The 26,530-nt window shown below is 49.0% G+C and carries 23 protein-coding genes and 1 pseudogene; 8 read left to right on the top strand and 16 right to left on the bottom strand.

Features of this window, described 5'->3' with window-relative positions:
• Positions 1–179: 179 nt before the first annotated feature.
• The gene (locus Absy_RS10560) at positions 180–1,550 is read right to left on the bottom strand and encodes an NAD-dependent succinate-semialdehyde dehydrogenase (RefSeq protein WP_048854700.1); all 1,371 of its coding nucleotides are present in this window, start codon (positions 1,548–1,550) and stop codon (positions 180–182) included.
• A gap of 87 nt (positions 1,551–1,637) precedes the next feature.
• Entirely contained in the window at positions 1,638–1,847 is a 210-nt protein-coding gene (locus Absy_RS12760) for a hypothetical protein (protein WP_245614820.1), read from the bottom strand.
• Positions 1,848–2,225: 378 nt separating this feature from the next.
• On the opposite strand from Absy_RS12760, the gene Absy_RS10550 reads away from it, so the two are divergent.
• From Absy_RS10550 to Absy_RS10540, 3 genes and pseudogenes are all read left to right on the top strand, one after another.
• A complete protein-coding gene (locus Absy_RS10550) occupies positions 2,226–2,441 on the top strand; it encodes a hypervirulence associated TUDOR domain-containing protein (protein WP_084597120.1) in 216 nt (71 codons plus the stop codon).
• Positions 2,442–2,566: 125 nt separating this feature from the next.
• Positions 2,567–2,797: pseudogene (locus tag Absy_RS10545) on the top strand (IS5/IS1182 family transposase); the annotation flags it as partial.
• A gap of 155 nt (positions 2,798–2,952) precedes the next feature.
• Positions 2,953–3,744, top strand: coding sequence for a TSUP family transporter (locus tag Absy_RS10540; RefSeq protein ID WP_048854697.1), 792 nt, complete (start codon positions 2,953–2,955; stop codon positions 3,742–3,744).
• Here Absy_RS10540 and Absy_RS10535 read toward each other — a convergent pair.
• Positions 3,738–4,133, bottom strand: coding sequence for a nuclear transport factor 2 family protein (locus Absy_RS10535; RefSeq protein WP_048854696.1), 396 nt, complete (start codon positions 4,131–4,133; stop codon positions 3,738–3,740). The two genes, Absy_RS10540 and Absy_RS10535, sit on opposite strands and share 7 nt — an antisense overlap.
• A gap of 183 nt (positions 4,134–4,316) precedes the next feature.
• On the opposite strand from Absy_RS10535, the gene Absy_RS10530 reads away from it, so the two are divergent.
• Positions 4,317–5,015: an AraC family transcriptional regulator gene (locus Absy_RS10530; RefSeq protein WP_245614814.1), complete on the top strand. Its 699-nt coding sequence runs from the start codon at positions 4,317–4,319 to the stop codon at positions 5,013–5,015.
• Between the two features lie 160 nt (positions 5,016–5,175).
• On the opposite strand, the gene Absy_RS10525 is transcribed toward Absy_RS10530, so the two are convergent.
• From Absy_RS10525 to Absy_RS10475, 11 genes are all read right to left on the bottom strand, one after another.
• Positions 5,176–5,769, bottom strand: a complete 594-nt coding sequence (locus tag Absy_RS10525) for a thioredoxin domain-containing protein (RefSeq protein WP_048854694.1) — start codon at positions 5,767–5,769, stop codon at positions 5,176–5,178.
• Positions 5,770–5,801: 32 nt separating this feature from the next.
• Positions 5,802–6,257 (bottom strand): cystathionine beta-lyase, encoded by a 456-nt coding sequence (locus Absy_RS10520; RefSeq protein WP_052945754.1) that lies wholly within the window; start codon positions 6,255–6,257, stop codon positions 5,802–5,804.
• Between the two features lie 244 nt (positions 6,258–6,501).
• The gene (gene mauA, locus Absy_RS10515) at positions 6,502–7,080 is read right to left on the bottom strand and encodes a methylamine dehydrogenase (amicyanin) small subunit (RefSeq protein ID WP_048854693.1); all 579 of its coding nucleotides are present in this window, start codon (positions 7,078–7,080) and stop codon (positions 6,502–6,504) included.
• Positions 7,067–7,675: a thioredoxin domain-containing protein gene (locus Absy_RS10510; protein WP_048854692.1), complete on the bottom strand. Its 609-nt coding sequence runs from the start codon at positions 7,673–7,675 to the stop codon at positions 7,067–7,069. The genes mauA and Absy_RS10510 overlap by 14 nt, the downstream gene beginning before the upstream one ends.
• Before the next feature lie 3 nt (positions 7,676–7,678).
• Positions 7,679–8,248: a MauE/DoxX family redox-associated membrane protein gene (locus tag Absy_RS10505; protein ID WP_245614812.1), complete on the bottom strand. Its 570-nt coding sequence runs from the start codon at positions 8,246–8,248 to the stop codon at positions 7,679–7,681.
• Entirely contained in the window at positions 8,245–9,444 is a 1,200-nt protein-coding gene (locus Absy_RS10500; RefSeq protein WP_048854691.1) for an amine dehydrogenase large subunit, read from the bottom strand. The genes Absy_RS10505 and Absy_RS10500 overlap by 4 nt, the downstream gene beginning before the upstream one ends.
• Positions 9,445–9,655: 211 nt before the next feature.
• Positions 9,656–11,500: a CocE/NonD family hydrolase gene (locus tag Absy_RS10495; protein WP_245614810.1), complete on the bottom strand. Its 1,845-nt coding sequence runs from the start codon at positions 11,498–11,500 to the stop codon at positions 9,656–9,658.
• 128 nt (positions 11,501–11,628) lie between these two features.
• A complete protein-coding gene (locus Absy_RS10490) occupies positions 11,629–12,174 on the bottom strand; it encodes a hypothetical protein (RefSeq protein ID WP_245614809.1) in 546 nt (181 codons plus the stop codon).
• 44 nt (positions 12,175–12,218) lie between these two features.
• Positions 12,219–12,779 (bottom strand): methylamine dehydrogenase light chain, encoded by a 561-nt coding sequence (locus tag Absy_RS10485; RefSeq protein ID WP_084597117.1) that lies wholly within the window; start codon positions 12,777–12,779, stop codon positions 12,219–12,221.
• Between the two features lie 64 nt (positions 12,780–12,843).
• Entirely contained in the window at positions 12,844–14,013 is a 1,170-nt protein-coding gene (locus Absy_RS10480) for an amine dehydrogenase large subunit (protein WP_048854738.1), read from the bottom strand.
• A gap of 66 nt (positions 14,014–14,079) precedes the next feature.
• The gene (locus tag Absy_RS10475) at positions 14,080–16,596 is read right to left on the bottom strand and encodes a TonB-dependent receptor (RefSeq protein ID WP_245614808.1); all 2,517 of its coding nucleotides are present in this window, start codon (positions 16,594–16,596) and stop codon (positions 14,080–14,082) included.
• A gap of 1,062 nt (positions 16,597–17,658) precedes the next feature.
• Here Absy_RS10475 and Absy_RS10470 point away from each other — a divergent pair.
• Positions 17,659–19,059, top strand: a complete 1,401-nt coding sequence (locus Absy_RS10470; protein ID WP_373852773.1) for an amino acid permease — start codon at positions 17,659–17,661, stop codon at positions 19,057–19,059.
• A gap of 35 nt (positions 19,060–19,094) precedes the next feature.
• On the top strand, positions 19,095–20,534 hold the full coding sequence (locus Absy_RS10465) for an aldehyde dehydrogenase family protein (RefSeq protein ID WP_048854736.1): 1,440 nt from the start codon (positions 19,095–19,097) through the stop codon (positions 20,532–20,534).
• 468 nt (positions 20,535–21,002) lie between these two features.
• On the opposite strand, the gene Absy_RS10460 is transcribed toward Absy_RS10465, so the two are convergent.
• Positions 21,003–21,584, bottom strand: a complete 582-nt coding sequence (locus Absy_RS10460) for a helix-turn-helix domain-containing protein (protein ID WP_048854687.1) — start codon at positions 21,582–21,584, stop codon at positions 21,003–21,005.
• A gap of 351 nt (positions 21,585–21,935) precedes the next feature.
• Between Absy_RS10460 and Absy_RS10455 the strand changes: the two genes are divergently transcribed.
• The gene (locus Absy_RS10455; RefSeq protein WP_245614806.1) at positions 21,936–23,198 is read left to right on the top strand and encodes a lipase family protein; all 1,263 of its coding nucleotides are present in this window, start codon (positions 21,936–21,938) and stop codon (positions 23,196–23,198) included.
• 43 nt (positions 23,199–23,241) lie between these two features.
• On the top strand, positions 23,242–24,516 hold the full coding sequence (locus Absy_RS10450; protein ID WP_048854686.1) for an NAD(P)/FAD-dependent oxidoreductase: 1,275 nt from the start codon (positions 23,242–23,244) through the stop codon (positions 24,514–24,516).
• A 162-nt stretch (positions 24,517–24,678) separates the two neighbouring features.
• Here the strand turns inward: Absy_RS10450 and pgm are convergent, their stop codons facing one another.
• Positions 24,679–26,346, bottom strand: coding sequence for a phosphoglucomutase (alpha-D-glucose-1,6-bisphosphate-dependent) (gene pgm, locus Absy_RS10445; protein WP_048854685.1), 1,668 nt, complete (start codon positions 26,344–26,346; stop codon positions 24,679–24,681).
• Between the last annotated feature and the right edge of the window lie 184 nt (positions 26,347–26,530).

The following is a 26,530-nucleotide window of genomic DNA, read 5'->3' as shown; positions in this document are numbered from 1 at the left end:
ATCTTAGGGCATGTCGTCAGTTACCTGTCATTGAATTCTTGCACAGGGTCCGTGAATCGATTCATACGATTCTGGCTGAAAATAGCAGGCATTCTGATCTGATATGGCGCAAAGGTCTCGCTGACACCCATTATGTTCAGGTATCAGCAAGCGCAAAACAACCTTCGGATAAATATAGATCAAGGCCTATGAATCAGCTTTCGGTTGAGGAATTCTTCAATACCAAATTCTGAAAGTTCACGGCCAAAACCGGAATTCTTGGTGCCACCAAATGGAAGGTCTGGTGCGGTGCCTGTAATGTCATTAATAAACACCATGCCCGTATCAATCTTCAAGGCCAACTGATAACCACGCTGTTCGTCACGTGTATGGATGGAACCTCCAAGTCCGTAAGGAGAGTCATTAGCAAGTGCGACAGCTTCTTCATCATCATTGACTGAATGAATAATCGCAACAGGACCGAAAATCTCCTCATAATAAATTGGATTATCTTTTTTTACATTAGTAAGGATCGCGGCTTGCATGAAGAAACCTGAGCGATCAAGCTGCTTGCCGCCGCATACAAGATGTGCTCCGTTGACTACGGCTTTTTCAACCTGAGATATGGCATGTCCCATGGCGATTTCACTGCTCATGGGACCATGTGTCACACCTTGCTCCAGTGGATCGCCATATTGAAAGGTTTCTGTAATGGCCTTCAGTCTGGATGTAAAATCCTCTACCAACGAATGGTGTACAATCATGCGCTTCGCAGCGGTGCAGACCTGACCATTATTGCCCATTCTTGCTGCAGCTGCACGAGGGACTACTACATCCAAATCGGCGTCATCGAGCACAATAAATGCATCGGAACCACCTAGTTCCATTGTGCTTTTCTTGAGATTATGCCCCGCCTGCCCTGCCACAGCACTGCCAGCGCGTTCACTACCGGTAAGAGCTACGCCACGTACCTCAGGTCGGCCAATTAAAATTTCTGACTGATCATTGGTGATAAACAGATTAGTGTAAGCACCTGAAGGCAATCCAGCATCCTGAAAGAGGGCTTCAAAAGCCAGGGCGCACTGCGGTACTCCAGGCGCATGTTTAATCATGACAACATTGCCAGCCATAAGATTGGGGGCGGCAACACGTGCGAGCTGATAATATGGGAAGTTCCATGGTTCAACACAGTAAATTACGCCCAGGGGTTCGCTCAGAATCAATGCTTTGCCCTGAGTAACAGGCAACTCTCGTGGTTTTAGGAACGTTTCTGCCATGTTGGCGTAGTAGGTAAGGATATCCGCCGAGAGTTCAATCTCCCATATTGCTTCAGGTAAAACCTTGCCCATCTCTATGGAAATGAGGCGAGCATGGTATTCCTTGTTGGCGCGCAGAATATCTGCCGCTTTGTTAAGCAGGATGCTGCGTTCCGTTATGGAACGACGGCGCCAGTCATGCTGCCAAAAATGATGTGCATGTTCCAGCTTATTTATCATGTCAGGAGTGGTATGTAGGTCAAAAACTTTTTCTGTCTGACCTGTAGTCGGATTGAGTGTGCGATATGGACTCATGGATGAATGCCTTAGGATGATAGGTTAAGATAAATTATCTATATCCAAATGAATATAGACATATTAACCAAACCTAGACCATTCTTTTCACACGGACGATATGAGCTGCGCATTGATCACGAAAATGTGTGTTTCTGGATTACTCCCATAAGTAATGTATTGCCAGCCATTAATACTTGCGGACTCATTGAAGCGCGCGGGAACGAGATCCGTCAGGGACAGGATATGAAAGACTGTCACCCCATGGGCCAGAAGATAGTCAGTAATGATGCACCTGTGGCAACGCCACCAGAGCATCTCCGCGCACATGATCGCAACAGTCGCCTGCTGTCACGCCTCGATAAGCCGGACGAGACCTCGGTGAAAATCTTCTCCAAGCGCATAATCCGCATAATTATGAAAACTCTGGACACACCAGAATGCGTTAGCCTCCGCTGGCACCGTCTTTGACCGTGGTCTTCGTCCACCAAGCTCTGGAAACTGGTACCATCACAATCCCGATTACGCCGGGAATACGGAAAAGCCCTCACATCCGCGATCAGTGTCACGTCATAATGGCGCAAAAGCGCGATAAAGTCAGATAGCGCAAGCGTAGAATACCCAATGGTGTAGAATGGATGGCCAGAAGATGATCTTGCCTCCCCTGCGAGGTTCACATTGAATACGGAGTGTTCCATGCCGTCACAAACTTTCCAGATCGGAGATATCGTATCCTGGAACTCGGAAGCGGGATACGTCAGTGGACGGATCAGAGCCATTCATACGGAGCCCTTTCTGGTCAACGGCTATCAGCATCACGCGACGGCAGAAGACCCTCAATATGAAATAGAAAGCCTTAAAAGCAGCCATATCGCGTTTCACAAAGGTACGGCCCTGACCCTTGCAGAGTGACTGGATCCTCTCCTGAGTCAGCATGATGTCTGCGCCGCAATATCCATCAAAGCAGAGACAGCCGGATTGGCTGAGGTAATCGGAGCACAGAGCACCACATCCAGCGTCAGGGCTGCCGATGTTAGAACGCCACGTTCGTGACGGCTCCAAAACAGCGCAACACCAACGGAAAGAAAACCGATCTTCGATAAGGACGTATCCCGCAGGACTGACAGGACAAGCCCGCAAAATTTTCTCACGAAGATTACCATGAGCGCTGGACGCTAAAGTTCACGAAAGCAAAACGGTAGAAAGATGGAACCATGCCGCCCACCGATCTCGCCATCCTGTTCTTTGGCTACAAGTCGCATATTTCCACCACCAAAGGGCTATAAGGTCATTTCACACCCAGTTGCGGCAGCCAGTCTCCCGATGACTGGGCAAAACCACAAACCGGTCCTAAAAGACCAAGGGCTATCATAAAAATAAAACCAGCTTCCCTACGACACTTCAGATCAGGTTTTTGTCTCTTATGCACTTTACTCTGGAAACTATTTTCTTCCTGATCGCGACCGCTTTTGTCGCAGGTTGCATTGATGCTCTGGCAGGCGGTGGGGGGCTGCTCACCATTCCCGCCCTAATGGCAGCCGGTATTCCGCCCGTCTCGGCACTGGCGACCAACAAGCTTCAGAGCAGTATCGGAACATTCTCGGCGTTCCTGACCTTTCTCAAAGCAGGTCATGTCGATATCTCTCAGTTTGCCCTGCCGGCAGTAGGCGCTTTTCTCGGCTCTCTGGCGGGTGCTACAGCCGTTCAGTTCATCAACCCTGTGTTTTTGTCCGCCATTGTGCCGCTGCTTCTTATAGGCATGGCTGTTTATTTTCTGCTGGCACCACCCATGAGTGCAGTAGACCGTCAGGCCCGGCTGAGCCGCTGGGGTATTACGGCCTGCATCACAGCCGTAGGCTTTTACGACGGCTTTTTTGGACCCGGCACTGGCTCATTCCTGACAACCGTTCTGGTTGCCTTTGCTGGCCTTGGTCTGGTGCGCGCTATTGCCAATACCAAATTCCTCAACCTTTTGACCAACCTTGCCGGGCTGACCGCCATGATTGCCGGGGGCAAGGTTTTATGGCTTCTTGGCTTTGGCATGGCCGGAGCCAATGTTCTGGGTAATCAGGTAGGAGCGTGGCTTGCTATGCGTTTTGGGGGCAAAGGCATCCGCCCCTTACTGGTCGTTATGTCGCTTGCCCTGACCATCAAACTGCTGGCCAACCCGGACAATCCATTATGGAAGATCATTCCACACCATTTGACTTACTGAAGGCCTCCAAGGCCCTGATCACTGCCATGACCTTGCAGAACATGCGTGAGTTCATCGACCATGCAGATCCGCCCTTCCCGAAAGTAATAGAAGGCCACGACCTTAAGCAGACTTTCAGCGCCAGAACGTCGTGTGGCATGGGCCACATGCACGGTCGCGGCTTTATTACCCTCACAAACAATCTGCTGAATATCGATGCTTAAGCTCCATAAGGCGTTACGTAAGGCCAATGTATGGGTCTGAAAGTCGATTAGCGCCATCTCCCGCCCATCAACGCATTGTCGATAATCTGGGGTCATGAACGCAAGCACCTTCTCGATAGGAGCCGTAAAATCCGTAAAGATCGCGAACATTTCGCGAAGGACACGCTCATTATGATGAACCGACATAACATCTCCTGAGTTCTGAACCAGAAGAATATACTAGAGAAATCTTTGGCATTCTTGCGCGTATACGCCATAATACGACTCATGGATGCCAAATTTACAATTCCAGCGCCAGACACCTCCTCATCGCCACCGTGCGATATCCCATGGCTTTGGGAGCACATTATCAGGCAGATAAAGCGTCGCGTGACCGAACGTCATGTGCATGAAAACGGACAGATTTTTATCGTAGAAAGTGGCGTTATGGCGGTCATGACCCAAAGTGCATACTGGCTGGTCGCGCCGGGTCAGGTGCTCTGGTTACCCTGCGGACTGGTTCATGAAGCCCGCTCCCACGGCGCTATTACGGGCTGGAGCCTCTACATCGCTAAAGACAAGAGCGCCGGTCTTGACCAGACACCGTTTCTGGCAGACAGCACTCGCCTTTTAACAGCACAAGTAGAGCGCCTTTCGCACCATATTGAAAAAACACCATGGAACGCAGCCATGAGACGGTTGGCTGACTGTTTCTGGGATGAGCTTCTTTCCATCCCCCGCCAGTCCGTTTCATTGCCTTTTCCGAAAGATGAACGCCTCAAACGAGTGGCGAAAGCGTTGAACTCCACACCAGCAGACCCCAGAACACAACAGGCATGGGCCGATATGGCAGGCATGTCTCTACGCTCGTTCATTCGGCATTTTACAGCTGACACCGGGCTGCAGTTTTCTGTCTGGCGGCAACGCCTACGTCTTTTGAATGCTCAGGAACGGCTAGCACGCGGCGAGCGTGTCACCGATGTTGCAGCATCAGTCGGCTACAACAGTCTGGGGGCATTTGCGACAGCCTTCCAAAAAAGCACAGGATATACCCCCAGCGCATATGCTCACCATTGCCGCGTCAGATAATAGACCTGATTTTATCAGTTGGTAACCATCCAAAGAGTAGTCAACACCCTTCTGGTCAGATTAGAAATTTAGAAAGAAAATAGAAAAATTACTTTTAAGGTCAGGAATTATTTAATAAATACACGTAAGAATGAATAATATTAATTAATTTACCTACAAATCAAGCTGCTAGAGACTTTTTATGGTTGGCCAAGTATGTCTGCACGGTACCGTAACCACTTTCCCATGCATTCAACAGGCTTTCCAGATGCTCACGATTGTTCACCAATCCCCGGGCGACCAGTTTTCCATCAATATCATACAAAAAAGCAGAGGGCAGCTTATCCACTTCCAGTAAACGCCCCAATGACTGATCATTGATAAGGATTGAAGGAGAAAAACCAGAACAACGGGCAAATTCCTGTTGCACATCTGGTGCATCGTCTCCAGCCAGAATTAGGGAAAGTTGTTCACGAAAACAAAAATCCTGTGCTATGGGAATCATTTTTCGAGAAATCGGGCATGAACCAGACACAAACAAAACCAGCTGCGGAAGAGCACTGGAACCCAGCGTTATGGTTTGCCCTGACAAAGTTGCAAACTTTCCATCAGGAGCCAATGTTCCCGGCTGAGGACCGCGCACACTTGTTAAGGCACCAACGGGAGCAATTTCCTTAAAAAGACTGCGCACACGTTGCATAAGCATAAATGCTACTATGGCAGTTAGTAAAAGCACAGCACTTAGGAAAGTGTTGGCGTAAATCATGTCTGTCATCAAGGAGGACATCCGGTACTGTCTCTCGTCTATTACGGCGTGGTTATGGCAGACTTTTGGCAGGCCACCAATGAACGTTGTAACACCTCTGAGCGGTGCTTCATAAAATCTGGCATCGACATCGGCTTCTGCCGCCATTCGTGGATTTCTGCTGCCGTGTACGGTTTAAAACCCGTTTTTGTGCTATGGCCACCAAGGGTGAACAAGACAAAATTCATGACATCTGCCAGTTCCTGATCATCCCGAATCAAAGACATGGATACACCGGGAACCCGCACCAAATATTCCCGCCCTTCATCAGTGCAACCAAAACTGCCCACGACATCACGCAAAGGAGGCACAAACGTTGGCCCAGAAATACCTTCGATCCCGTGGCATCCGCCACAATGAGACAGATAGTTGGATTGCGTGCGGTTCAGAGTTGTAGCCCCTTTAACAGCATCCTCTGCCCATGCAGCCTTTGTTCCCGCAAAGCTGACGCAGATCATACAAACCAGAACGACCAACCCAGTATTGCGCCACAAAGAAAAAATCTGTCTTTTAACTTTACCAAGAAACGGAATGAATACCATGCAACGCATTCTGCTCTTTCAAAACAAATTTCAGGACATAGAGAAACATCTCTTTATTCCTGTTTTTCCATCAGCAAAAAACCTGAAGCGCAAAAACAGGGGCCGTATAACCCGACACATATGACCCGCAATTAGGCTTCAGGAAAAGCTTACTGAAAAATTATGCTGCCTTGCCAATAACCGCAGCTGTCGAGCAGTTATACATTTCTGACGTTCCCGTACCAAAACACCAGATAATGTCATTATTAGCCATTGGCCGGTAGGCTGGCTGCTCTGCATCTGTATTCAAGCATGTCACTTCGTTACAGGAATCCTGACCACAGCAATCACGATAGGCAATCATATAGGAATTGCCATCCTGAGGATTATAGCAGCTACCAATCCACGAAGTGGGAGAAGGAGCCGTTCCTGGCGGACAACTATGGATCCCTCCTCCACACGTGGAGCACAAATTGCCATCAATAGCGCAATAACGCCAGTAATCGCAGGCTGTCTCATCCTTGGTTTGTGCTTTTGCAGCAAACGGAGTGGGTGCTTTAACCTTGGCACTCGTACTGGCAGCACTGGCTCTGCTGACTGGTAAAAGAGGAAAAAGAGGCACAGCTGCCGCCAATCCACCCAGTCTGGCAAGAATGCCACGACGAGAAGAACGGCCGGCAAAACGCCGCAGCACAGCTTCTGTCGCCTGATCAAAAAGAGTCTTGTCCATATTCATATTTTTATTATCAGACGGCAACATGAGAAGTCACTCCTGTATGCGCCAGCTCCTGAGCGGTATTGGCCGTTGCGGCATCAAGCAACCCCTCAATCTGACGGCGTGTATTCACAATATCCTTAGCGCGGATAGTTCCGCGGTCATCCAGTACAACCATGGCTGGCAATCTGTTGATCTGGAGCACCAAACCAAGCTCAACCCCGGTCAACAGAGGCAAGCCGAGCATTTCTGGTCGTTCCGCAACCATTGCTTTTAATTCAGGCAAAGGGCCATCGCCAACCAACAGCAGATCCATACCTCGTTCTGTCGCCGCCTGTTTGGCCAAAGGCACGACTCTTTTGCAGACCGGGCACTCTGGCGCAACAAAGACCAGCAACTGAAAACGCCCTACAGGCAGAGTGTCGCCTACTGTTACGGGCAGGCCATCCAGCGTATGCAAAACCAGACGCGGCACCAACTGCCCGACTTCCAAACCGGTATGGGTATTCTGCTGCTCTCCAAGTGGAGCTAACCGTTCATGGAGCACTCCGATTTGTCGGGCCAGCGCCAGCAAAACCACGACCAACCCAATAGCCAACACGCTCAACACAATAAGCCAGAGAAAAAGCGCTAACATCATCCGTTATCGCCCTCCCAGGGCAGGCTGTGCTTTAGGCAAAGTGTATGCTGCAAACCACAACAGATAGATGCACAAACCAGCCACCACACCTGCACACCAAATAAATGGCATAGCCATCGGCTGCCCATAAAGAGGCATGATTGCCAGCGGGATATAAGCAAGCGTGCGCCCTATTCCCTTCCACGAAAGAGATTCTGACGTAATTCCCGGTGTACAGCCACATGAAAGGCTGGTACGCCCCCGCAGAATATTAACACTCATGGCCAGAGCAAACACCACCAGCATAGCGACAATGGCCACAACCCCGCCCGTAACATAACGACCAGACATTATGGCCAAACCAGCCAGCAGTTCGACAATACCCAAGCCCCATGCCATAGGCTCAAGCATAAAAGCTGGCAGTAAGCGATACCCCGCCAACAAAGTCAGAAACGTGTCGTGATTCTTCAGCTTTGCAAAACCTGCCAATACAAACAGGCTTCCCATCCCGCCGGCACTGACTGGTGCCAGACCAAGAAAAAATGAAGATACCACGCTGGTCTCCATAAACGGCATGGCCACAACCATGCTCATTCTTCTCCAGGTGCAATCGTAAAGGTTACCGATGTACCGAGCTTTTTAACAGTTCTCAACAGGTGTCCTGTCTGCGCATCATAGATAAAGAGGTCACCATCTGTATCCGTTGTAAACATAAGCGGATGATCGTCCTGCGTTACCCCCACCATGTTACTGGTCTTTTTGAGCGGAATACGACGCAGCCTCTTATGTGTCTGTGCATCATAAACCCAGACTTCGGTTCCATCTTCCTTATGTGTCCAGAATGTGCCGCGATGCATGAGCACATATAATTCATGATCCGATTGATGCAGAGCAATCAACTGAATGCCACCTGGTCGCCATGTGACCTCGAATGGGGCGGAGGCATCGGACGCGGGCTTCATACCGGCACCAACCTGCAACGACCAAGGTGCTTCCACCGTGGCATTTGCTCCCAAATGAGCTGGATAGATGTTTCCGGTGTAGGACAGAAAATAGGCTTCGCCCGTTTTGGCAACAGATGGACTATTTTCAAAAACAGCATCTTTGTCAGGGGCAAAAAACACTGCAGAATGTGTCATGCTGGCCTTACCATCCTCACTCAAGGACACATTGGCCAGTGTTCCATCCGCACAGAGGGATGAAAAACCACTGGTGCCCCAAGGATAAGTCAAGGCACAACCCGGAAGGTCCACCGACTGGGTGACCTTGTGGGCATGTGTATCCACCACTTCTACCCCATTGCTGGGGCTCATCTGGTAAACATACGCGCGGGTGGCTCCCACATTCAAAGTCAAGCTATTCCGCTTGGGTGTGATCAGCGCACGGGCAGGTAACTCTTCGTCTGATGTCAGCTTGAGTGTGCGGGCATCATATTCAGCAAGCAGGTCATACCGTGCACCACGGTTACCATGTGCCCATGTGGTTTCACCCACATAAAAGCGGCTGGCATCCGGGACCATGGTTACATTGGGATTGTATGCGGCCTGAACCATACCCAACAGAGCACCCCGGTCAGCATCGACCACATAAACACGGCCGTCTTTGGCATGAGTACCAGCAGAGTCCATGACCAGAATAGTATGAGGCGTATAGGGCTTAAGCGTAACAACATCGCTCTGCTCAGTCTGCAGAACGGGGTCTGCTGCCAAGGCACTTCCACCCAATGAAACCATTGCAACGCCCCCTAGAAGGGAAAGCGCAAAACTTCTACAAGAATTATGAAAAAACATGCTGCCTGTTTCTTTCGGATTCGAAACGGTTTTCTTACATTATGCAGACACTTCCAGACTGGCAAGAGCAATAATGTGCATTATAACTTTTCTGGAAAGACAAAACGGCACAACACACTATCTGCACAGAAATTTTATGAACACACAGAGCCCCATACCCATCCAGACTTTAAAAATTGAAACCCCGGAAAAGCATGATGTATTCAAATCTTTACGGGGTTGCGCCCATACGGTTCACCACAGGAAGGTCCACCCGACTTTCATCTTCATAAAGCTGCACAGTCATCGCTTTATAGGCTTCTGGTTGAGCCAGAAAAATATTATCCACAAAAGTCTGCGGATTCCGATCGTAAAGTGGAAACCAGCTTGACTGGACCTGCACCATAACGCGGTGGCCTTCCAGAAAAGTATGATTGGCCAAAGGAAGATAGAAACTATACATCTGCGGTATATTGGCAGGCACTGCTTCTGGCTTGGCCAGACCATTCCTGTATCGTCCACGGAAAATATCCGCACTGACCATAAGCTGATACCCTCCCAGTTCTGGCTGGTCAGCAACCTCATCCGGGTAAACGTCTATCACCTTCACCACAAAATCGACATCTGTTCCCGATATTGCAGCTTTGAGATGCACATAAGGTTGTCCACGCACCGTCAGAGGTGCTTGCAACACATCTGAGACAAAAGCCGCTACGTCTGTTCTACCCGATGCTTCGCGCTGGTCATCCACCAGCCAGTTGTGCCACGTTGACCCTGCACCATCCATGGCCAGAATGGGTCTGTGCCGATACGGCACCGGTCTGGCAGGATCAGACACATATGCAACTGAAGCATTGAGCGGACCAACCTGTTTTGTGAAGATCAGCTTGTGATCAGGCCTTAAAGCCGCCGCAGTCATATCTGCAGTTTTCGGGGGACTATCCAGATTAACCAGAGGCCACGCTGGTAAACTCTCCCAACGGTTTTCTCCCGTTACAAAAGCGACAACAGGCGGTGTCTGAGCGGACTTCCCCCAAAGAGCAGAGGCCAGAAAAGGAGCCAGAATCTGCTGCCGAAAATAAACTCCGGTATCACTCCCGAATTCTATTGTGCCTAGTTGCGCACCCTTCCTGATTTCTCCCCCATGGAACCATGGCCCTATGACCAGATGCAGCATGTCTCCTTGGCTGTCATGTGGTTTCATGGCGTAATATGTTGCCATGGTACCGTAAATGTCTTCCTGATCCCACAAACTATGTACTAGCATTGTTGGAACGTGCACGGATTGGCGGGCCATAATTTTATCCACCGCCTGAGCCTGCCAGAAGTTATCATAAGCAGGATGAGCCAGAAGATTCCTATAAAAACCGATCTGCTGCATACCCCGCGCATTACCCACACCCCCTGCGGATCCAGCGTTCATATAGGTATCATAATCATCGTAATGCGCGGACCACCATATTTCCGAATTAGCGTGCGTCGCCCCCTGCTCATACAGGTAAGGAAGCATCTGCTCACGGAATGCCCCATTGTGAAACCAGTCATCCCCACGCCAACCATCCACCATAGCATTCATAGGCACAGCAACCTTCAGGGCGGGATGCGGATTCACAAGCCCCATAAGCACCAGAAAGCCATCGTAGGAAATACCGAGAAGACCCACACGACCATTGGATTGAGGGAGGTTTTTAACCAGCCAGTCTATTGTATCGTAAGCATCTGTTGATTCATCTGTTCCACCAGGCTTAGGTGCGGCAAGTGGCTTTTGCATGACATAGTCACCTCCAGAGCCATACTTGCCCCGCACATCCTGCAAAACTCTAATGTAGCCACCTTCCGTAACCACATCAGACATGTTGTCATAACCATAAAGTGCCACATCCATATGGCTACTATGCTGGTTATGCGCCATCTGATCGGCATCATATGGAGTACGTGTCAGCAAAATAGGAGCACTACGCACATTTTTAGGAAGCAAAATAACTGTATGCAGCTTTACCCCATCTCGCATGGGGATCATGATATCTCGTCGTGTGTAATCAAACCCGTTGTTAACAACATGAAAATGGGCAGGCATATCCCATTCATGTGCGCCAGCAGACACGACACTCAAAGAGACTTCACCAGCCAGAAAACCTGTGCAAATACCAATATTCAGAATTATTTTTTTAAAAAACATTCAGTTTCTCATCTACATATTCTCCTTCAATATGAAGGAGAACCGCCACCCATATTGGCCACTTCCTTTTGATCCAGCGCGACACCGTAAACCTGAAGCTTGCCAACCGCTGCGGGACAGGCACGTAACACTGACTCTACGACTGCCTTTCTGTAGGCCTGCAAGCTGTAATCATGGAATGAACGTTTGCGTAAATTGTCCACTTCCGCAGCCGTATAAGGCTTAGCACCAGGCGGTACGCTCTTTTTACCCAGCGTAAAAACCACATAGTTCATAAGATCAGCCAACTGCAGGGATGGTAATTTGACAAATGCCACATTAGGTAAACGTATGATGTAGTCCCGTCCATCTGGAGAACATAAAAAAAATCCAGCTTGATCTAAAAGATCAGGCACCAGTGTTTTGCTCGAATGACCTTCCAAACCATGGCAACCAGCGCAATTCAGTAGATAATGCAAACGGGGGGGAGAAAAAGCTCCTTCATCCCTTCCACTCTCGGCACGCACGTTCTGCAGCGGCAACAGCATATTTGCAAATATCATCGTGAAGACTGCACAAGCAAGAATCTGCACGGCTCTCCGCTTCGAACGGTTATAGACCGCCTGCCTGAACATCTTCAGGCCTGACCAACAATAGCTGCTGTAGAACAATGGTAAGCAGTCGATGTTGTACCAAAACACCAGATAATATCATTGCTAGCCTGAGGTCGATATATCGGCATTTCCCGATCAGCAGTATTGCAATGACAATCAGGCGTGGACGCACACGTTGTTCTGCCACAACAATCCCTGTAGGCAATAACATATTGTCGTCCATCCGATGGATTACGACAGGTGCCAATCCATGAAACGGGAGACGGCTGAGTTCCCGGCGGACATGTATGCACACCACCACCGCAGCAGCCACACAAGACTCCATCAATAGCACAATGGCGCCAATAATTGCACTTTGTTGGATCGGTTGACTGTGCAAGGCGATCAAAGTCGGAAGCTATGTTGGGTTGAACAGGCGGAACGGTCCGGCTTTCCGCTTGTGCACGCTGTACTGGCAAAAGTGGAAAGGCCCCCGAACCAGCAACAAGGGTTGAAAACCGAGCCAGAAACTGACGGCGCGGAGAATGCGAGGCCAGATGGCGTGTAAAAGTTTCTGTTACACGGTCAAAAAGAGGAACACGCATGACCGAAGCTGCCTTTCATCTTTGCCAGAGGGCACATTTTCAAAACTATATTTTCTTCACAGAATTACGGAGTGGGAACCACAAGAAAACCAGCCACCCTTGCCTCAATCGTTTTTGTCACCTCTCCACTTTCAGCAGAAAGAATAAACAGCTTGCCAGATGGCTGCACAGCAAACAGCAATGGATGCTTGGTATCAGGGCTAACCGCAATACTGGCTGTCGGGCCTGGCAAAGCAATCCGCTGCAGCAACCGATGCTGCACAACATCATAAACCCAGACTTCCGTCCCATCCTGTTTATGGGTCCAGTACGTTCCCGTATGCATCAACACATACAGGCGATTATCAGCCTTATGCCAGAAAAACGGCTGTTTACCGCCAGGCCGCCAGGCCAGTTCCTGCACACCAGTACCAGCCTTGGGTTGGGATGCGGCCTCTTGCAAAGACCACGGTTGACCAAGCACCGGTTGTGCCGACAGGGTCGCTGGATAGACCATACCTGTGTATGTCACAAACAGAGCCTGCCCCGTATGCCGGTCCACCTGACTTTGCTCAAAAACAGGATCTGTATCGGCATCAAAAAACGATTTTGTTTGGGTAACCTGCGCCTTTTTTCCGTCAAAAGCCACATTGGTCAGCGATCCATTACCGCACAGGGAAGAAAACCCACCATGTGCCCATGGAAAAATAAGCGCACAACCCGGCGTATCCACCGTGCGGACAACTTTCCGGTCATGTAGATCTACAATGGAAACCCCGGTTGCTGGGCTCATATTAAAAATATACGCCCACTGACCATCCGCACTTAATTCCAAATTCTGCTGCTTGAAAACAGCAAGAGCACGGGGAGGTAAATCAATCTCATGTTCCAGAGAAAGATGTTGTGCATCATACTCCTGTAAAAAATCCTCCCGCGTACCATGATCTTCCCGTGACCACATGCTGACCGCAGCATAAATTTTCGCTCTGTCAGAAGAAATGTTAATATTATCAATCATTTTTGCGGGAACGGTGCCAAGGATTGTCCCTTTATCACCATCGTACAATGTGAAAGCAACGTTATTGGTCGCGATCAATGCCCAATGATCAGAAAAATGAGGGAGTGTAGCAACATCACTCGTTTCGGCAGTCAGTGGTGGTGTAGCAGGAGCGGCCAGAGCGGCGCCTCCTGAGCAGAGCAAAAAAGTAAAGAAGGCAAATGCCTTGTTCTGGCATCTATGGCCAAAGCGGCGCATATTTTTCATTCCTTTCCACCACACCCTGCGCGCTGGCCAGAACAAGCTGGCCAGCGCTTTTTTCTATTAGTAAGATGCCTTGATGGTGCCGAAGTATTCGCGAACAGCACCACGTTCGAGGGACTGCATGTCACCCGTAGCAGGGAAGCCGTTTTCGCCCATCATGGCGATGTACTTGGCGTTAAAGAGGTTGTAAACCATGAAGGATGCTTTGACGCCCTTCAGCGGCCCCACATCCCCAAAGTCATAGCTGGCGCCAAGGTTGGCAAGCCAGTAAGCTGGAACATGTGTGTCGTTCAGGAGCGAATACTGGCGCTTGGAGTAGTAGTTTACATCCATCCAGGTAGAAGCCCCATGCCACGTGTAGCTGATGTTGGCTTTATACATGACCGACGGATAGCCAGCCATTTTTTTACCCTTCAGGTTACCATAGCCCGTGCAGTTACCATCATCATCCGTTGCGTTGCAGATCGGAAGGTTGTGCCCATAAGTAAAGTGGTTATAGCTGACCGAGTTGGTAATCGCGAGACCATGAATTGGAACAAGCGTAACAACACCATCCACACCCCACTGGGAGGCTCGTCGGGTATTGAGCAGTGATGCCCCCTGATCCGCACCCCCAATACCAGTTGCACCAGAAATCAGACGGTTATGGTTATCAGAGTGGTAACCATCCACACCAGCCGTGATAAACCGTGAAGAATAACGGTAACCAAGAACATACGTAAAGTCACGCTCGGGAGTCAGACCCTTTTTTGCAGCACGGAAAGCGGCCTGATCCTGCAACATCCATGGACCAGGAGACGTTGCACTGGCATAGGAAGATGCGTTGAAGGGCCGCATATTTTCCGCAAAGTCAAAATATAGTTCATGCCCCGGCAGAAAACGCCAGTCGAGGTTGACTGATGGCAGGAACCCCGCAGCGGATGTAATGGAACCTTTTGGCCCCTGCGCGTTCAGGCCGGAATAATTACCCGTGGGGTCCCATGCTATATTGCCACCACCTGTCTGCTGCACCGTGGATTTGAAACCGTATGTTGCAGTCAGGTTATCCAGAATACGCCACCGATCCATGGCATGAAACTGGAATGTATTAGTGTGCCAGCGATAGGCCCAGCCTTTTGCAAACTCTGCACCATACACATCGTACGGACCAGTTGTGACCAGCGGAGACCCCTGCCCTAGCTGTGGTTCGTTAAAGTAGCCCGTGCTGGCAGTCGAATTATTATGTTCGTACCAAATACCAACATTAATATTGTGGCGGCCAATCTTGTAATCCAGCGCAGACGTGAAGCCTTCGCGCATTTCACGGTTCATCCATACCTGCTCGGAAAGAGGAACCTGCCCCTCAACATAGCTGCCGTTGTCCGAACCATCGGCTGCACAGGTTCCAGGCAAACTGGTCCCGGGCGAACAGACCCCAGGCGCACTGTAGGTTGCGTTAGAAATATCGCGATGTGCATACAGAACAGACTGCCAGCGCAGATTGTCGTTCAGAGCCATATCGAAGTTGATTCCTCCGATATAATCCTGAGTGGACTGACCAGCATCATACAGCTGCGTATAATTACCACTGACCAGATCATCCCAGCCAGACGGGTAATTCCCGGCAGCATAATTGAAGGCTTTCGCGTAGTTCGGGTACATCAACTCCTGACGCCAGCCATATTTAGCCAATGACCCCAGAGACTTATCCAGATATCCGTAAACTTCAGCGTTATTCCAGTTAAAAAACGCGCTGATCTTGCTTTTATCGCCTATCGGCTGCACCAGCTTGGCGTTTACCTGCTGCATGAAGCTCGGGGACGGACCATCGTATTTCTTTTCAAAGTCCCGCGAATACGCAACATAAAAACGCGTGCCACTGCTGTTCAGCTTACCGCTATCCACACGCACGTACGTACGCTTCATGGCATAGCTGCCAAACCCCTGAGAAACCGTTGCACCGGCCTTCTCCTTGGGGTCTGACGTATAGAACTGCATGGCGCCGCCAAGGTTGGTATTGGAAGCCACATCCAACGATCCCCCCCCCTGCGACACACTGACTCTGGAAATATCATCAGAGATCCAGGCGTTCGCAATATTCAAACCGTTCGTGGTGGTGTACGTCTGGTCATTGAGCGGCACGCCGTCGAGCGTAACACCAAGCTGGTTCTGAAAGAACCCACGGACATAAACACTCGCACCCCACGTATCGATCCCCAGCGGATCTGTGGAGCTATAGCTTACGCCCGGCAACTGCCCAACCGCTTTGAGGATGTTCTGACCGGGCACCTGCTGATCCAGTTCCTTCCGCCCGATAACGTTTTCACTGTTATGCGAAATCGCACGACGGGTGTGGGAAACCAGAACTTCTTCCCCTTTACCCTGCAGCGCCTTAGTCGAAACCTTGCGCGGTTTTGCTGCGTGCGCACCAACGGCCGTAGCTTTACCAGAATGTTTGGCTGTGGCTGACGTATGATGAGGAGACACACCCCCCATATCGGTTTCCGCAGCATTGGCATGCACTGCCCACTGAACAGAGAGCAGCGCAGAAGAAGACGCCAATAGGAACAGAAAACGATTGACGCAGACTGGCAGCATACGGTGCCCCTTTGTTTGATTCTGATGAATGTTGAGACAACCCTATCTCATTCTCATCCCGCAACAAACACATATAAATCAAGCATAAATCTCATACATATTTTTAAAAATACATTTTATTTTCAATGAAAAATGAAAAACTACCTTTCATAAGCCATTCAAAAAAGAACTTACGGCATTCAATTCCCCTCAACTTGTTGCCAATAAGCAACAACCAACATCCCCTCAGATCAGCGCTGACAGATCCATGGTACCGGCATAAAAACCCGCAATCTTAATGCCTATACCCATCAAAGCTGTGGCGTATAAGATACAGCCAGATAAGATTTCACCCTCTTCGCACTCATAAAAAATAGAACACCCAATGATGTAATAACAAGGTGATTTAATATTTATTACATGAAAACAATAACTTACATCAAATCCTTGGATGCCATGCAGCTTATATCATTGCATTTTATCAATGAATTGTTGTGGACATAAATTCATATATGTGAAAATATCATTCCCAACACAGTCATGCTGTCACCGTACCCTCCAGCACCTTCACAGACCTCAACAATCATTAGAATCTTACAAACATCATGTGATGAAATATGACTCTTCACATCAGCGATTTCTAAATATGCCCTACGTTTCCTCTTGAATGGACAATAAGAGGGTTGCTTCAATACACTGTTTGACACCGCCACAGGCACGCTTTGCACACGACCTGAAAATATTCTGGAGGCCTTTCATGATAAGAATCATTTTTCTGAATGATTCAAATTCATTGAAGATAGAATAAAGAGTCTTAGAATATTCCTCTTTGCATATTTATATCCCAAACACTCTTTTAAACCGTATGATGGTGCACCGGACAATATAGCAAAAACAGCAGTTATTCATACTCATGAAATACCCTGACAGCCTCCCTCTGCGGACGAGGCAAAACCTGAGGTAGAGAAGGAAAACCCGCGTGCTTCTGCTTTGTGCTTACAGCAAGTTTTTGTCTCTTACAGAAGTCTGTTACACTTCGGGCTCACTCATCCATCACGCCTCTGCTCCAAATGGAACAGCAGCATGACATCTCCTCCTCACACTTCCCCCACGTCTGCACCCAAAACCTCTCAACACAATGAGAGTCGGCAAAATCCTCATCCCCCCCTCGCTACAAGTCTGGCGGGGCGACATATCGCAATGATTTCTCTTGGAGGAGTCATGGGCGCCGGTCTTTTTGTTGGAGCCTCTGGCGCAATTGTCACGGCTGGCCCGGCTGTCCTGTTTTCCTATGCCTTGTCCGCTATACTGGTGTTGCTCATCAATCTACTCCTCCGCGATGTCGCGTTGCATGCCCCCGGATCTGGTTCGTTTCTTAACCAGATTCGAACCAATCTTGGGCTCCGGCTAGGTTTTGTTGCCGGGTGGTCTTACTGGTTACTCTGGGTCGTCACGTTAGCTATTGAGGTCATGGCCGCAGCAACACTACTGGAACCATGGGTGCCGCTACCATATGCTGTGCGCGAAATTCTGGTTTTGGGCAGCATGACAGCACTCAACCTGCTCCCGGTCCGAAATTACGGCGAATTTGAATATGGATTTTCCTGTATCAAAATCCTTGCCCTGACCGTGTTTATCGGTGTCAGCTTTGTGTTGCTCTACCATTATAATGTTCCTGTTCAGGCAAACCTGATGGCCAGCGGCAGTCTACTCCCACACGGTCTTACCGGCGTTCTGGCAGCAGTACCAACCGCGCTGTTCTCCATGTCCGGAACGGAAATCGCAACCATTGCAGCACTGGAATCTGGTGCACCGGACGCCAATGTCATACGCACAACGCGCACTGTGGCATTCCGATTGGTCGTTTTTTATCTACTCTCTATAGCTCTTATCCTGTGCCTGGTACCATGGACTCATATCAGGCAGGGGGAATCCCCTTTCCTTTATGTCTTGCAGACATTCCATATTCCCTTTGCCACATCAGCCATGACACTGGTCATTCTGGTTGCCACACTCTCAACACTCAACTCTGGATTATACACAACCTCCCGCGTACTGTTCGAAATGGCTGGCAGAAGAGATGCGCCACGCTACTTCCTGCGCACACAACCCAAAACCCGTCTGCCGGTTATCTCGGTTCTCGCCTGCTCTCTGGCTGCGCTTGTAGTGTCAATCTGCGCTGTTGTTTCGCCCGGATCCGTGTTTGCCTTCCTGGTATCAACCACGGGGGCGATTATCATGTTCAATAACGGACTTATGGTTTTCTCTCGTATGCGTGTATGCCGCATTGCATTATGGCGGCCATGGCTTGCACTTGTGTTGCTAACTCTGGTCATTCTTTCCATGCTTGCCTTACCTGACACACGAAAAGAACTGCTTTTGGGTGCGGCTGGTCTGGCTATAATCAGCATAGCAGCTTTTGTCGTCATTCCCGGGAAGCGCCCCCGCCTATCGCACATACTACGTGATCAACAGCCAGACTGACCTGCTTAGAGACACTTCAGGAGACAATGATGACAATGTCGTTTTCCGCACACTCTCAAAAATTCTATATTAATGGCGCATGGATCGCTCCTGCGGAGCCCTGTCTCATTGATGTCATCAATCCCGCGACTGAAGCCTCTTGTGCACAGATTGCTATGGGAACCTCGCAGGATGTAGACCATGCAGTCTCGGCTGCACGATCTGCTTTTTCCACATGGTCCAAGACCAGCAGAGAAGAACGTCTCGCGCTACTTGAACGTATTCTGGATATCTACCGCCTGAGAGCAGAGGATATGGCTCAGGCCATTTCCACGGAAATGGGGTCTCCTATCAGCCGGGCGCGTGACAGTCAGACATGGGCTGGCATGGCGCATACAGCAGAGACCATTGAGGCATTACGCACTTTTGTTTTTGACGAACCCCGAGATGACCTTTTGATCACACGTGAGCCAATAGGCGTGGCCGCGCTGATTACACCATGGAACTGGCCTATGAACCAGATTGCCTGCAAGGTAATTCCAGCCTTGGCGGCAGGGTGCACAACCATTCTCAAACCCAGTGAAGAAGCACCGCTCAGCGCTCTTGTATTCACCCAAATTCTACATGAAGCCGGTGTACCCGCTGGTGTTTACAACATGATCAACGGCAACGGCCCAAACGTTGGCGAAGTGCTAGCCGCACACCCAGATGTGGACATGGTCTCTATTACCGGTTCTACGCGAGCAGGCGCAGCAGTTGCACGTGCCGCAGCCAGCACCATCAAACGTGTGCAGCAGGAACTTGGCGGAAAATCCGCCAATATTATCTTAGTTGATGCCAACTTTGAAGATGCCGTGCAACGCGGTGTCAAAGGTTGCTTCAGCAACTCGGGACAATCATGTGATGCTCCTACCCGCATGTTGGTACCCCACGCACGTATGGCAGAAGCCATGGATATTGCAGCCCGCACCGCAGCAGGCTTCAGGCTCGGCAACCCCGCAGACGAAATGACGGAGCTGGGACCAGTTGTCAGCGCCAAACAGTTTGAACGTATTCAAAAACTCATTAATATCGGCATAGCAGAAGGCGCTGTACTTGCAGCGGGAGGAGAAGGCAAACCAACCGGCCTGGAATGTGGTTATTACGTTAAACCCACAGTCTTTGGACATGTAACACCAGATATGACCATTGCTCAGGAGGAAATTTTTGGCCCTGTTCTTTCCATCATCGGTTATGATGACGAAGAACACGCAATCCAGCTTGCCAACAACACGGAATATGGTTTGGCTGCCTACGTCCAATCTAACGATCTTGAACACGCACGTTCGGTAGCACGTCGCCTGCGTGCTGGTAACGTCAACATCAATGGAGCGGCGTGGACCGTCAAAGCTCCTTTTGGCGGGTACGGGCAATCAGGCAATGGGCGTGAATGCAGCGACTTTGGTATTGCTGAATATCTCGAGATCAAAGCGATTATTGGTTATGGAAAAGTCTAGGAAAACATTATCCTGAATATTCATGACAGAGATATTCTAAACTGACATCCAGTGCAGTGGCTGCCTCCCCCCCACTGCACGCCTGCGTATAATGCGTATCGCAAATAACATTTCTGCCTGCAAAGTTTTTTACGGGTACAATCTCAGACCTAAAATTAAGGCAACTCCTAAAAATTTAATTCATCATAACCTTGCATATCAGTTCAAACACATTGTTGTTCTGATTTCGTAATGTTATATGTTGGGTATCTTCTGCGTTCTTCCGATCTAGGATCGCCATTTCATGAGATTACTCGCCATGTTGCTGATTATGGGAACGAGCGCTTGCTCCGAACTACGCTCCCACAACGGCTCGAGCTATGCGCCGTCCAACAGCAAAACAACGTCTTTTGCCATGATACCTCACCGTGGAGCAGCTTATAGAAGCTTAAGCCTTGAATCGCATTCTGCTGCATCTATCACCCAACATTAGAAGACGCCTTTGTCGGCTTTGTTTTTTGCCCCTACATTGACCCAGATAACCCGGGTCACATCAGCAAAACTATTGTAAAATCGGTGAGGTCTCTGGCTAGAAAACTGGAAGCTATCACCCTCATTCAGTACAGAAACCTCATCTTCCATTACTAATGTTAACTGGCCGTTGATGACCAGACCAGCTTCCATACCGTCATGCGTATAAAGCACCTCCCCTGAACCTCCTCCAGGTTCAATCACGACCATAGACATGGTCATACCATCATGGGCAGAAGGAGAGAGTTTTTGTTTTGTAAGACCATTTTCAAAAAAAGTTATTTTTCTCTGTGCTTGCCGAACCACAAACGAATCCACGGCATCTTGCGTAGCAGCCTCAAAAAAACTGCTTGCTGAAGCTCCCAGACTGCGTGAAATCTCCATTAGATCCTTCACTGATGGCGAGGATATATCTCTCTCGATCTGGCTAAGATAACCAACCGAAACCCCGGCACGTTCTGCCACATCTTTAAGTGACAACCCCATGCTCTTTCTACGCGCACGCAAACGCGCACCCATACTCAGGCTCAGTAAATTCATGATCTTGTACATTCCTTGATTCAGATAATATACATTTCATAAATATGAAATTTTGTCCAGATTCATGGAGCACATCTTTTCTTTTTGCATCTCAATTCCTGTGAACAACCGGGAGATACGTCATTACTCGGCATACCTCCCCAATGTGAGGAATTTATTTCATAAATATGAAAAATATCGTTGACAGAACCATTTATCTGTGAAAAATTTTTCTCATCCAATGATACTTGAAGATATTTTTAAAATAAGAAAATTACTTTATTTGAAAAATAATTACTAAAAACATATAAAAATAAACTGCAGTTATTTAATAATATTCTCCAAAAAACATATCAACCTGGAGCCTGAAAAATGAATTTTTCATTTATAAAAACAATTGATATATTCAAAAAACTTTCCCTGTACACAACAGTCAGTCTTACCACATCTCTCGCCATTTATATACCAAGCATGGCACAAAGTCATCTTTTCACAAATATTTCGGATGCTCTTGCTTACGAGCATCAGACGACTTTGCCTGATTCACCTTTTTACACATCACCGCTCTCTGTACAAAACAATCAAACATGGCCGGGAGCCGTAATTCGTATAGAACGGGCAAATAACTATACTCTTCCAGATGGAATTATCGCATGGCGCATACTTTATCACTCTCTTGATGCTGAAAAGCAGGACGTTATATCTTCAGCCGTTGTTTTGCTGCCTACAGGAACACAACCATCTGGTGGATGGCCGCTTGTCGCATGGGCACATGGTACAAGCGGCGTAGCTCAATCCTGTGCACCATCACGCATGAAAAATCTATATTATGGTAATGAAGGACTTTTTGAATTTCCAAAATCTGGTCTTGCAGTTGTTGCAACAGACTACCACGGCTTAGGCACATCAGGCGCACACCAGTATATGAACAAGCTAGCCCAAGCGTATGATGTTATTTACGCGGTAGCCGCAGCACAATCAGCATTCCCGCAGCTTGCCAAAGACTGGGTATCTGATGGTCACTCACAAGGAGGCATGGCCTCCTGGAGTGTGGCGGAATTGGAAAAAGAGGCAAAAAACAAGCATTATCTTGGAACAGTTTCTGTTTCCGGCACAATCAATATGCTGGATTTCATAGATCCTCTTCCCAAAGAAAAAGGAGCACCTTTTTATTTCCCTATGGTGGCCTTTGGCTTACAGGCACGTTATCCGACTTTTGATGTACATACGGCCCTTACCCCTGCAGGATACGAACATTACCCACTTATAGCCTCTTCTGGCTGCTGGTACGCGGGATATGCAGCTTACTCCAGCCAAACATCATCCCAGATCATGCAACCAGGCTGGACCAATCTTCCCGTTGTCCGCAGAATGCTGGCAGAAAATGAAATTGGCACCAGCCCTGTACAAGGACCAATGATGGTCCTGACCGGTGGTGGAGATACTTCCGTCCCGCCAGAGGGTGTGCGCAAGACTGCTGTTAAAAGCTGCAAAAATGGAGTTTCGCTTTTTTTCCACCTCTACCCAGGCCTTGATCATGACCCTACAATGACCCAGTCCGTTCAGGATCAGATCAACTGGATAAAAGATAGATTCGCACACAAACCTTTTGTCGGTAATTGTGGCGCTTTCTAAACCGACATTGAACCCATATGGCTTGCCAGCCGAGGAGTAATGGATGTCCGATATTGGAAGTCTTTACGAGACAGATGATACTCCCACACCAACATGGCCTTATCTCTGCAAACAGACATATGCCGATGTTGCCATTATAGGAGGAGGGCTTACCGGTATTTCCACAGCCCTCCATCTGGCACGCGAGGGTGTTTCCACCGTTGTATTAGAAAGCCATACGCCCGGCTATGGTGCTTCTGGCCGCAATGGCGGGCAGGTTAACCCTGGCCTCAAACCGACACCTGACGAGGTTGAAGCCGATTTTGGCCCTGAACGTGGAACCAGATTGGTCAACCTGGCCTGGAATGCACCAGATCTCGTGTTTGATTTGATCACTCATTATAGTTTGAAGTGCAACGCCAAACGCGGCGGCACCATTCGGGCAGCAACAGCCACCTCGCAATTAGCATCTTTGAAAAGCTTGATGGAACAATGTAGCCTGCGTGGTGGTTCCGTCCAGTGGCTGGATGCCAATGCCATGCACGAACGCACAGGCACCTCCCTATATCCCGGCGGGATGCTGGACATGCGTGGAGGGCAACTGGACCCATTAGCTTACACACAAGGGTTAGCAACTGCCGCCATAAATGAAGGAGCGCGTATTTACGCAAACAGCCATGTTATATCCGTCAGTCAATCAAACGGAAAATGGCTTATTAATACCCGACATGGCAGTGTTATCGCCAAAAAAGTCGTTATGGCCACCAACGGATATACTGGAACATTGTGGAACAAACTGCGCCGTTCCATTGTGCCCGTCTATAGCAGCATTGTCGCAACAGAACCTCTCCCTCAGTCCTTGCGCCAACGTATTCTTGCACAACACGAAGTTCTATACGAACTTGGGCAGATTACTACATATTACCGGGTTGATACATCCGGTCGTTTTCTTATGGGAGGGCGTTCCTATTCTCATCCAGCGCACAACGCTGCCAGTTTTCCACACCTCGTTGACCGAGCCTGCGCAATGTGGCCAGAACTTAAAAGCGTACAATGGACCCATGGATGGAATGGCCAACTCGCCATAACACTTGACCACTACCCGCACTGGCATGAACCAGCACCCGGTTTTCTGTCTGTGTTGGGCTACAATGGCCGGGGCGTTGCTTTGGCAACCGTAATGGGGCGGGAAATTGCCTTGTGGTTACAAAATAAAGCAGAGCCGCTTTTTCCCATTACACCTGTGCAGCCCATTCCTGCCCATGCATTTTGGAAAATCGGCGTGGCAGGACGTATCTGGCTTGGCCGCTTACAGGATCGTGTGGAAAAGCTTCTTTAATTGATCACTACGCTTTACTCACACGCCTCAAAATATTTCAGAAAAGAGCGTAGTCATTCCCAATAAATATTAATTTTATGCTTCCATTTTTCATAATCTGAAAAATGGAAGCGTGAAGCCAATCCCTGCTGGCATGATAGAGCAAGGAAAGTTAAATCAAAATCAGCCTGTCTTCTGCTTTACCATCTTGGCAAACAAGGCGGAAATCGCATCTTGCGCTTCAGTTTGAATCACCTTGAGATGAGCTTCGCTCTTGAAGCTTTCAGCATAGATTTTATAGACATTTTCCGTGCCAGAAGGGCGCGCAGCAAACCAGCCATTTCTGGCTGAAACTTTCAACCCACCAATGGCCGCACCATTGCCCGGCGCATTGGTTAAAGTGTCAATAATCGGCTCACCAGCCAGTTCAGACATACCAATCTGTTCAGGAGATAGGTTTTTCAGAATAGCTTTCTGCTCCGGGTCGGCCGGAGCATCAATCCGTGCGTAATATGGCGTACCAAGGCGTCTGGTCATATCTTCATACGCGGCTCCAGGGGTACGCTTGGTACGAGCCGTCATCTCCGCAGCTAACAAACCAAGGATAATACCGTCCTTGTCCGTGCTCCACACCGTGCCCGCACGGCGCAGGAAAGATGCACCTGCGCTTTCTTCTCCACCAAACCCCAATGTGCCGTTGTACAAACCTTCAACGAACCATTTGAAGCCGACAGGCACTTCCACCAACTTACGACCAATTTCCTCAGCTACGCGATCGATCATACTGCTACTGACCACCGTTTTGCCAACGGACGCACCAACGCTCCAATGTTCACGGTTATTGAACAGATATTCAATGGCAACAGCTAGATAATGATTGGGGTTCATAAGCCCATACTGGCCTGACACAATACCATGGCGGTCGGCATCCGTATCATTCGCAAAGGCAATGTCGAACTTGTCTTTCATCTTGACCAAACGGGCCATCGCATACGGAGATGAACAATCCATACGGATCTTTCCGTCCCAATCAGCCGTCATAAAGCGAAAAGTCGGATCCACTTCCTTGCTGACAATCGTGGCATTAATGCCATATTTGTCGATAATAGGCTGCCAGTAATCCACTGCGGCACCACCAAGGGGGTCGATACCAATGGAAATACCGGATTCACGGATAACATCCATATCCACCACGGCAGCCAAATCATTCACATATGGGGTAATGTAATCATAGCGTTTGGTGGTAGGTGCCTTCAATGCCTCTGCAAGGCTGATACGCTTTACACCTTCCATGCTCCGGACCATGTAAGTGTTAGCTGCACTTTCCACGACTTTAGTAATATCAGTATCCGCCGGGCCACCATGAGGAGGATTATACTTGTATCCGCCATCTTCCGGAGGATTATGCGATGGTGTAATAACCACACCATCAGCCAGATCATTCGTGCGATTGCTGTTATAAGTCAGGATTGCGTGGGAAATAACAGGCGTAGGAGTATAACCATCCTGAGCATCAATGCGGACTTCAACCCCATTTGCCGCGAATACTTCCAACGCAGAGTTCAGCGCCGGTCGTGACAGAGCATGGGTATCAATGCCTATAAACAGCGGCCCGGTAATACCAGCTCCTTTGCGGTAATCAGCAATCGCCTGACTGATCGATAGAATATGATTTTCATTAAAACTGGTCGTTAAAGAAGATCCTCGATGACCCGATGTGCCAAACGCTACACACTGCGTTGCCAAAGCTGGATCAGGCTTATGAGTATAATAAGCATCGAGCAGGACGTCGATATTGACAAGGCGATCTGGGTCGACTGGTTTGCCTGCAAATGGGCTAATAGTGGGCATTGACTGCTCCCGAAATACGGTATGAACAAGCGTCTATTCTGCAAATTCTTACAGACCGCTACCGGCAGCGTCCACCCGCAAACCACACCCGCAAAAGCTGACCTGACGGCACAGTGAGTGTAACAGTGGCCGCATCGTACACGCAAGCAGGGGCAATTTCCCCTTACAGGCGTTCTACAGTGGC

Source organism: Acetobacter syzygii (genome assembly GCF_000964225.1).
Classification (GTDB): domain Bacteria; phylum Pseudomonadota; class Alphaproteobacteria; order Acetobacterales; family Acetobacteraceae; genus Acetobacter; species Acetobacter syzygii.
Note: the sequence above shows the minus strand (reverse complement) of the source record. Positions and strands in the feature narration are given on the sequence as shown.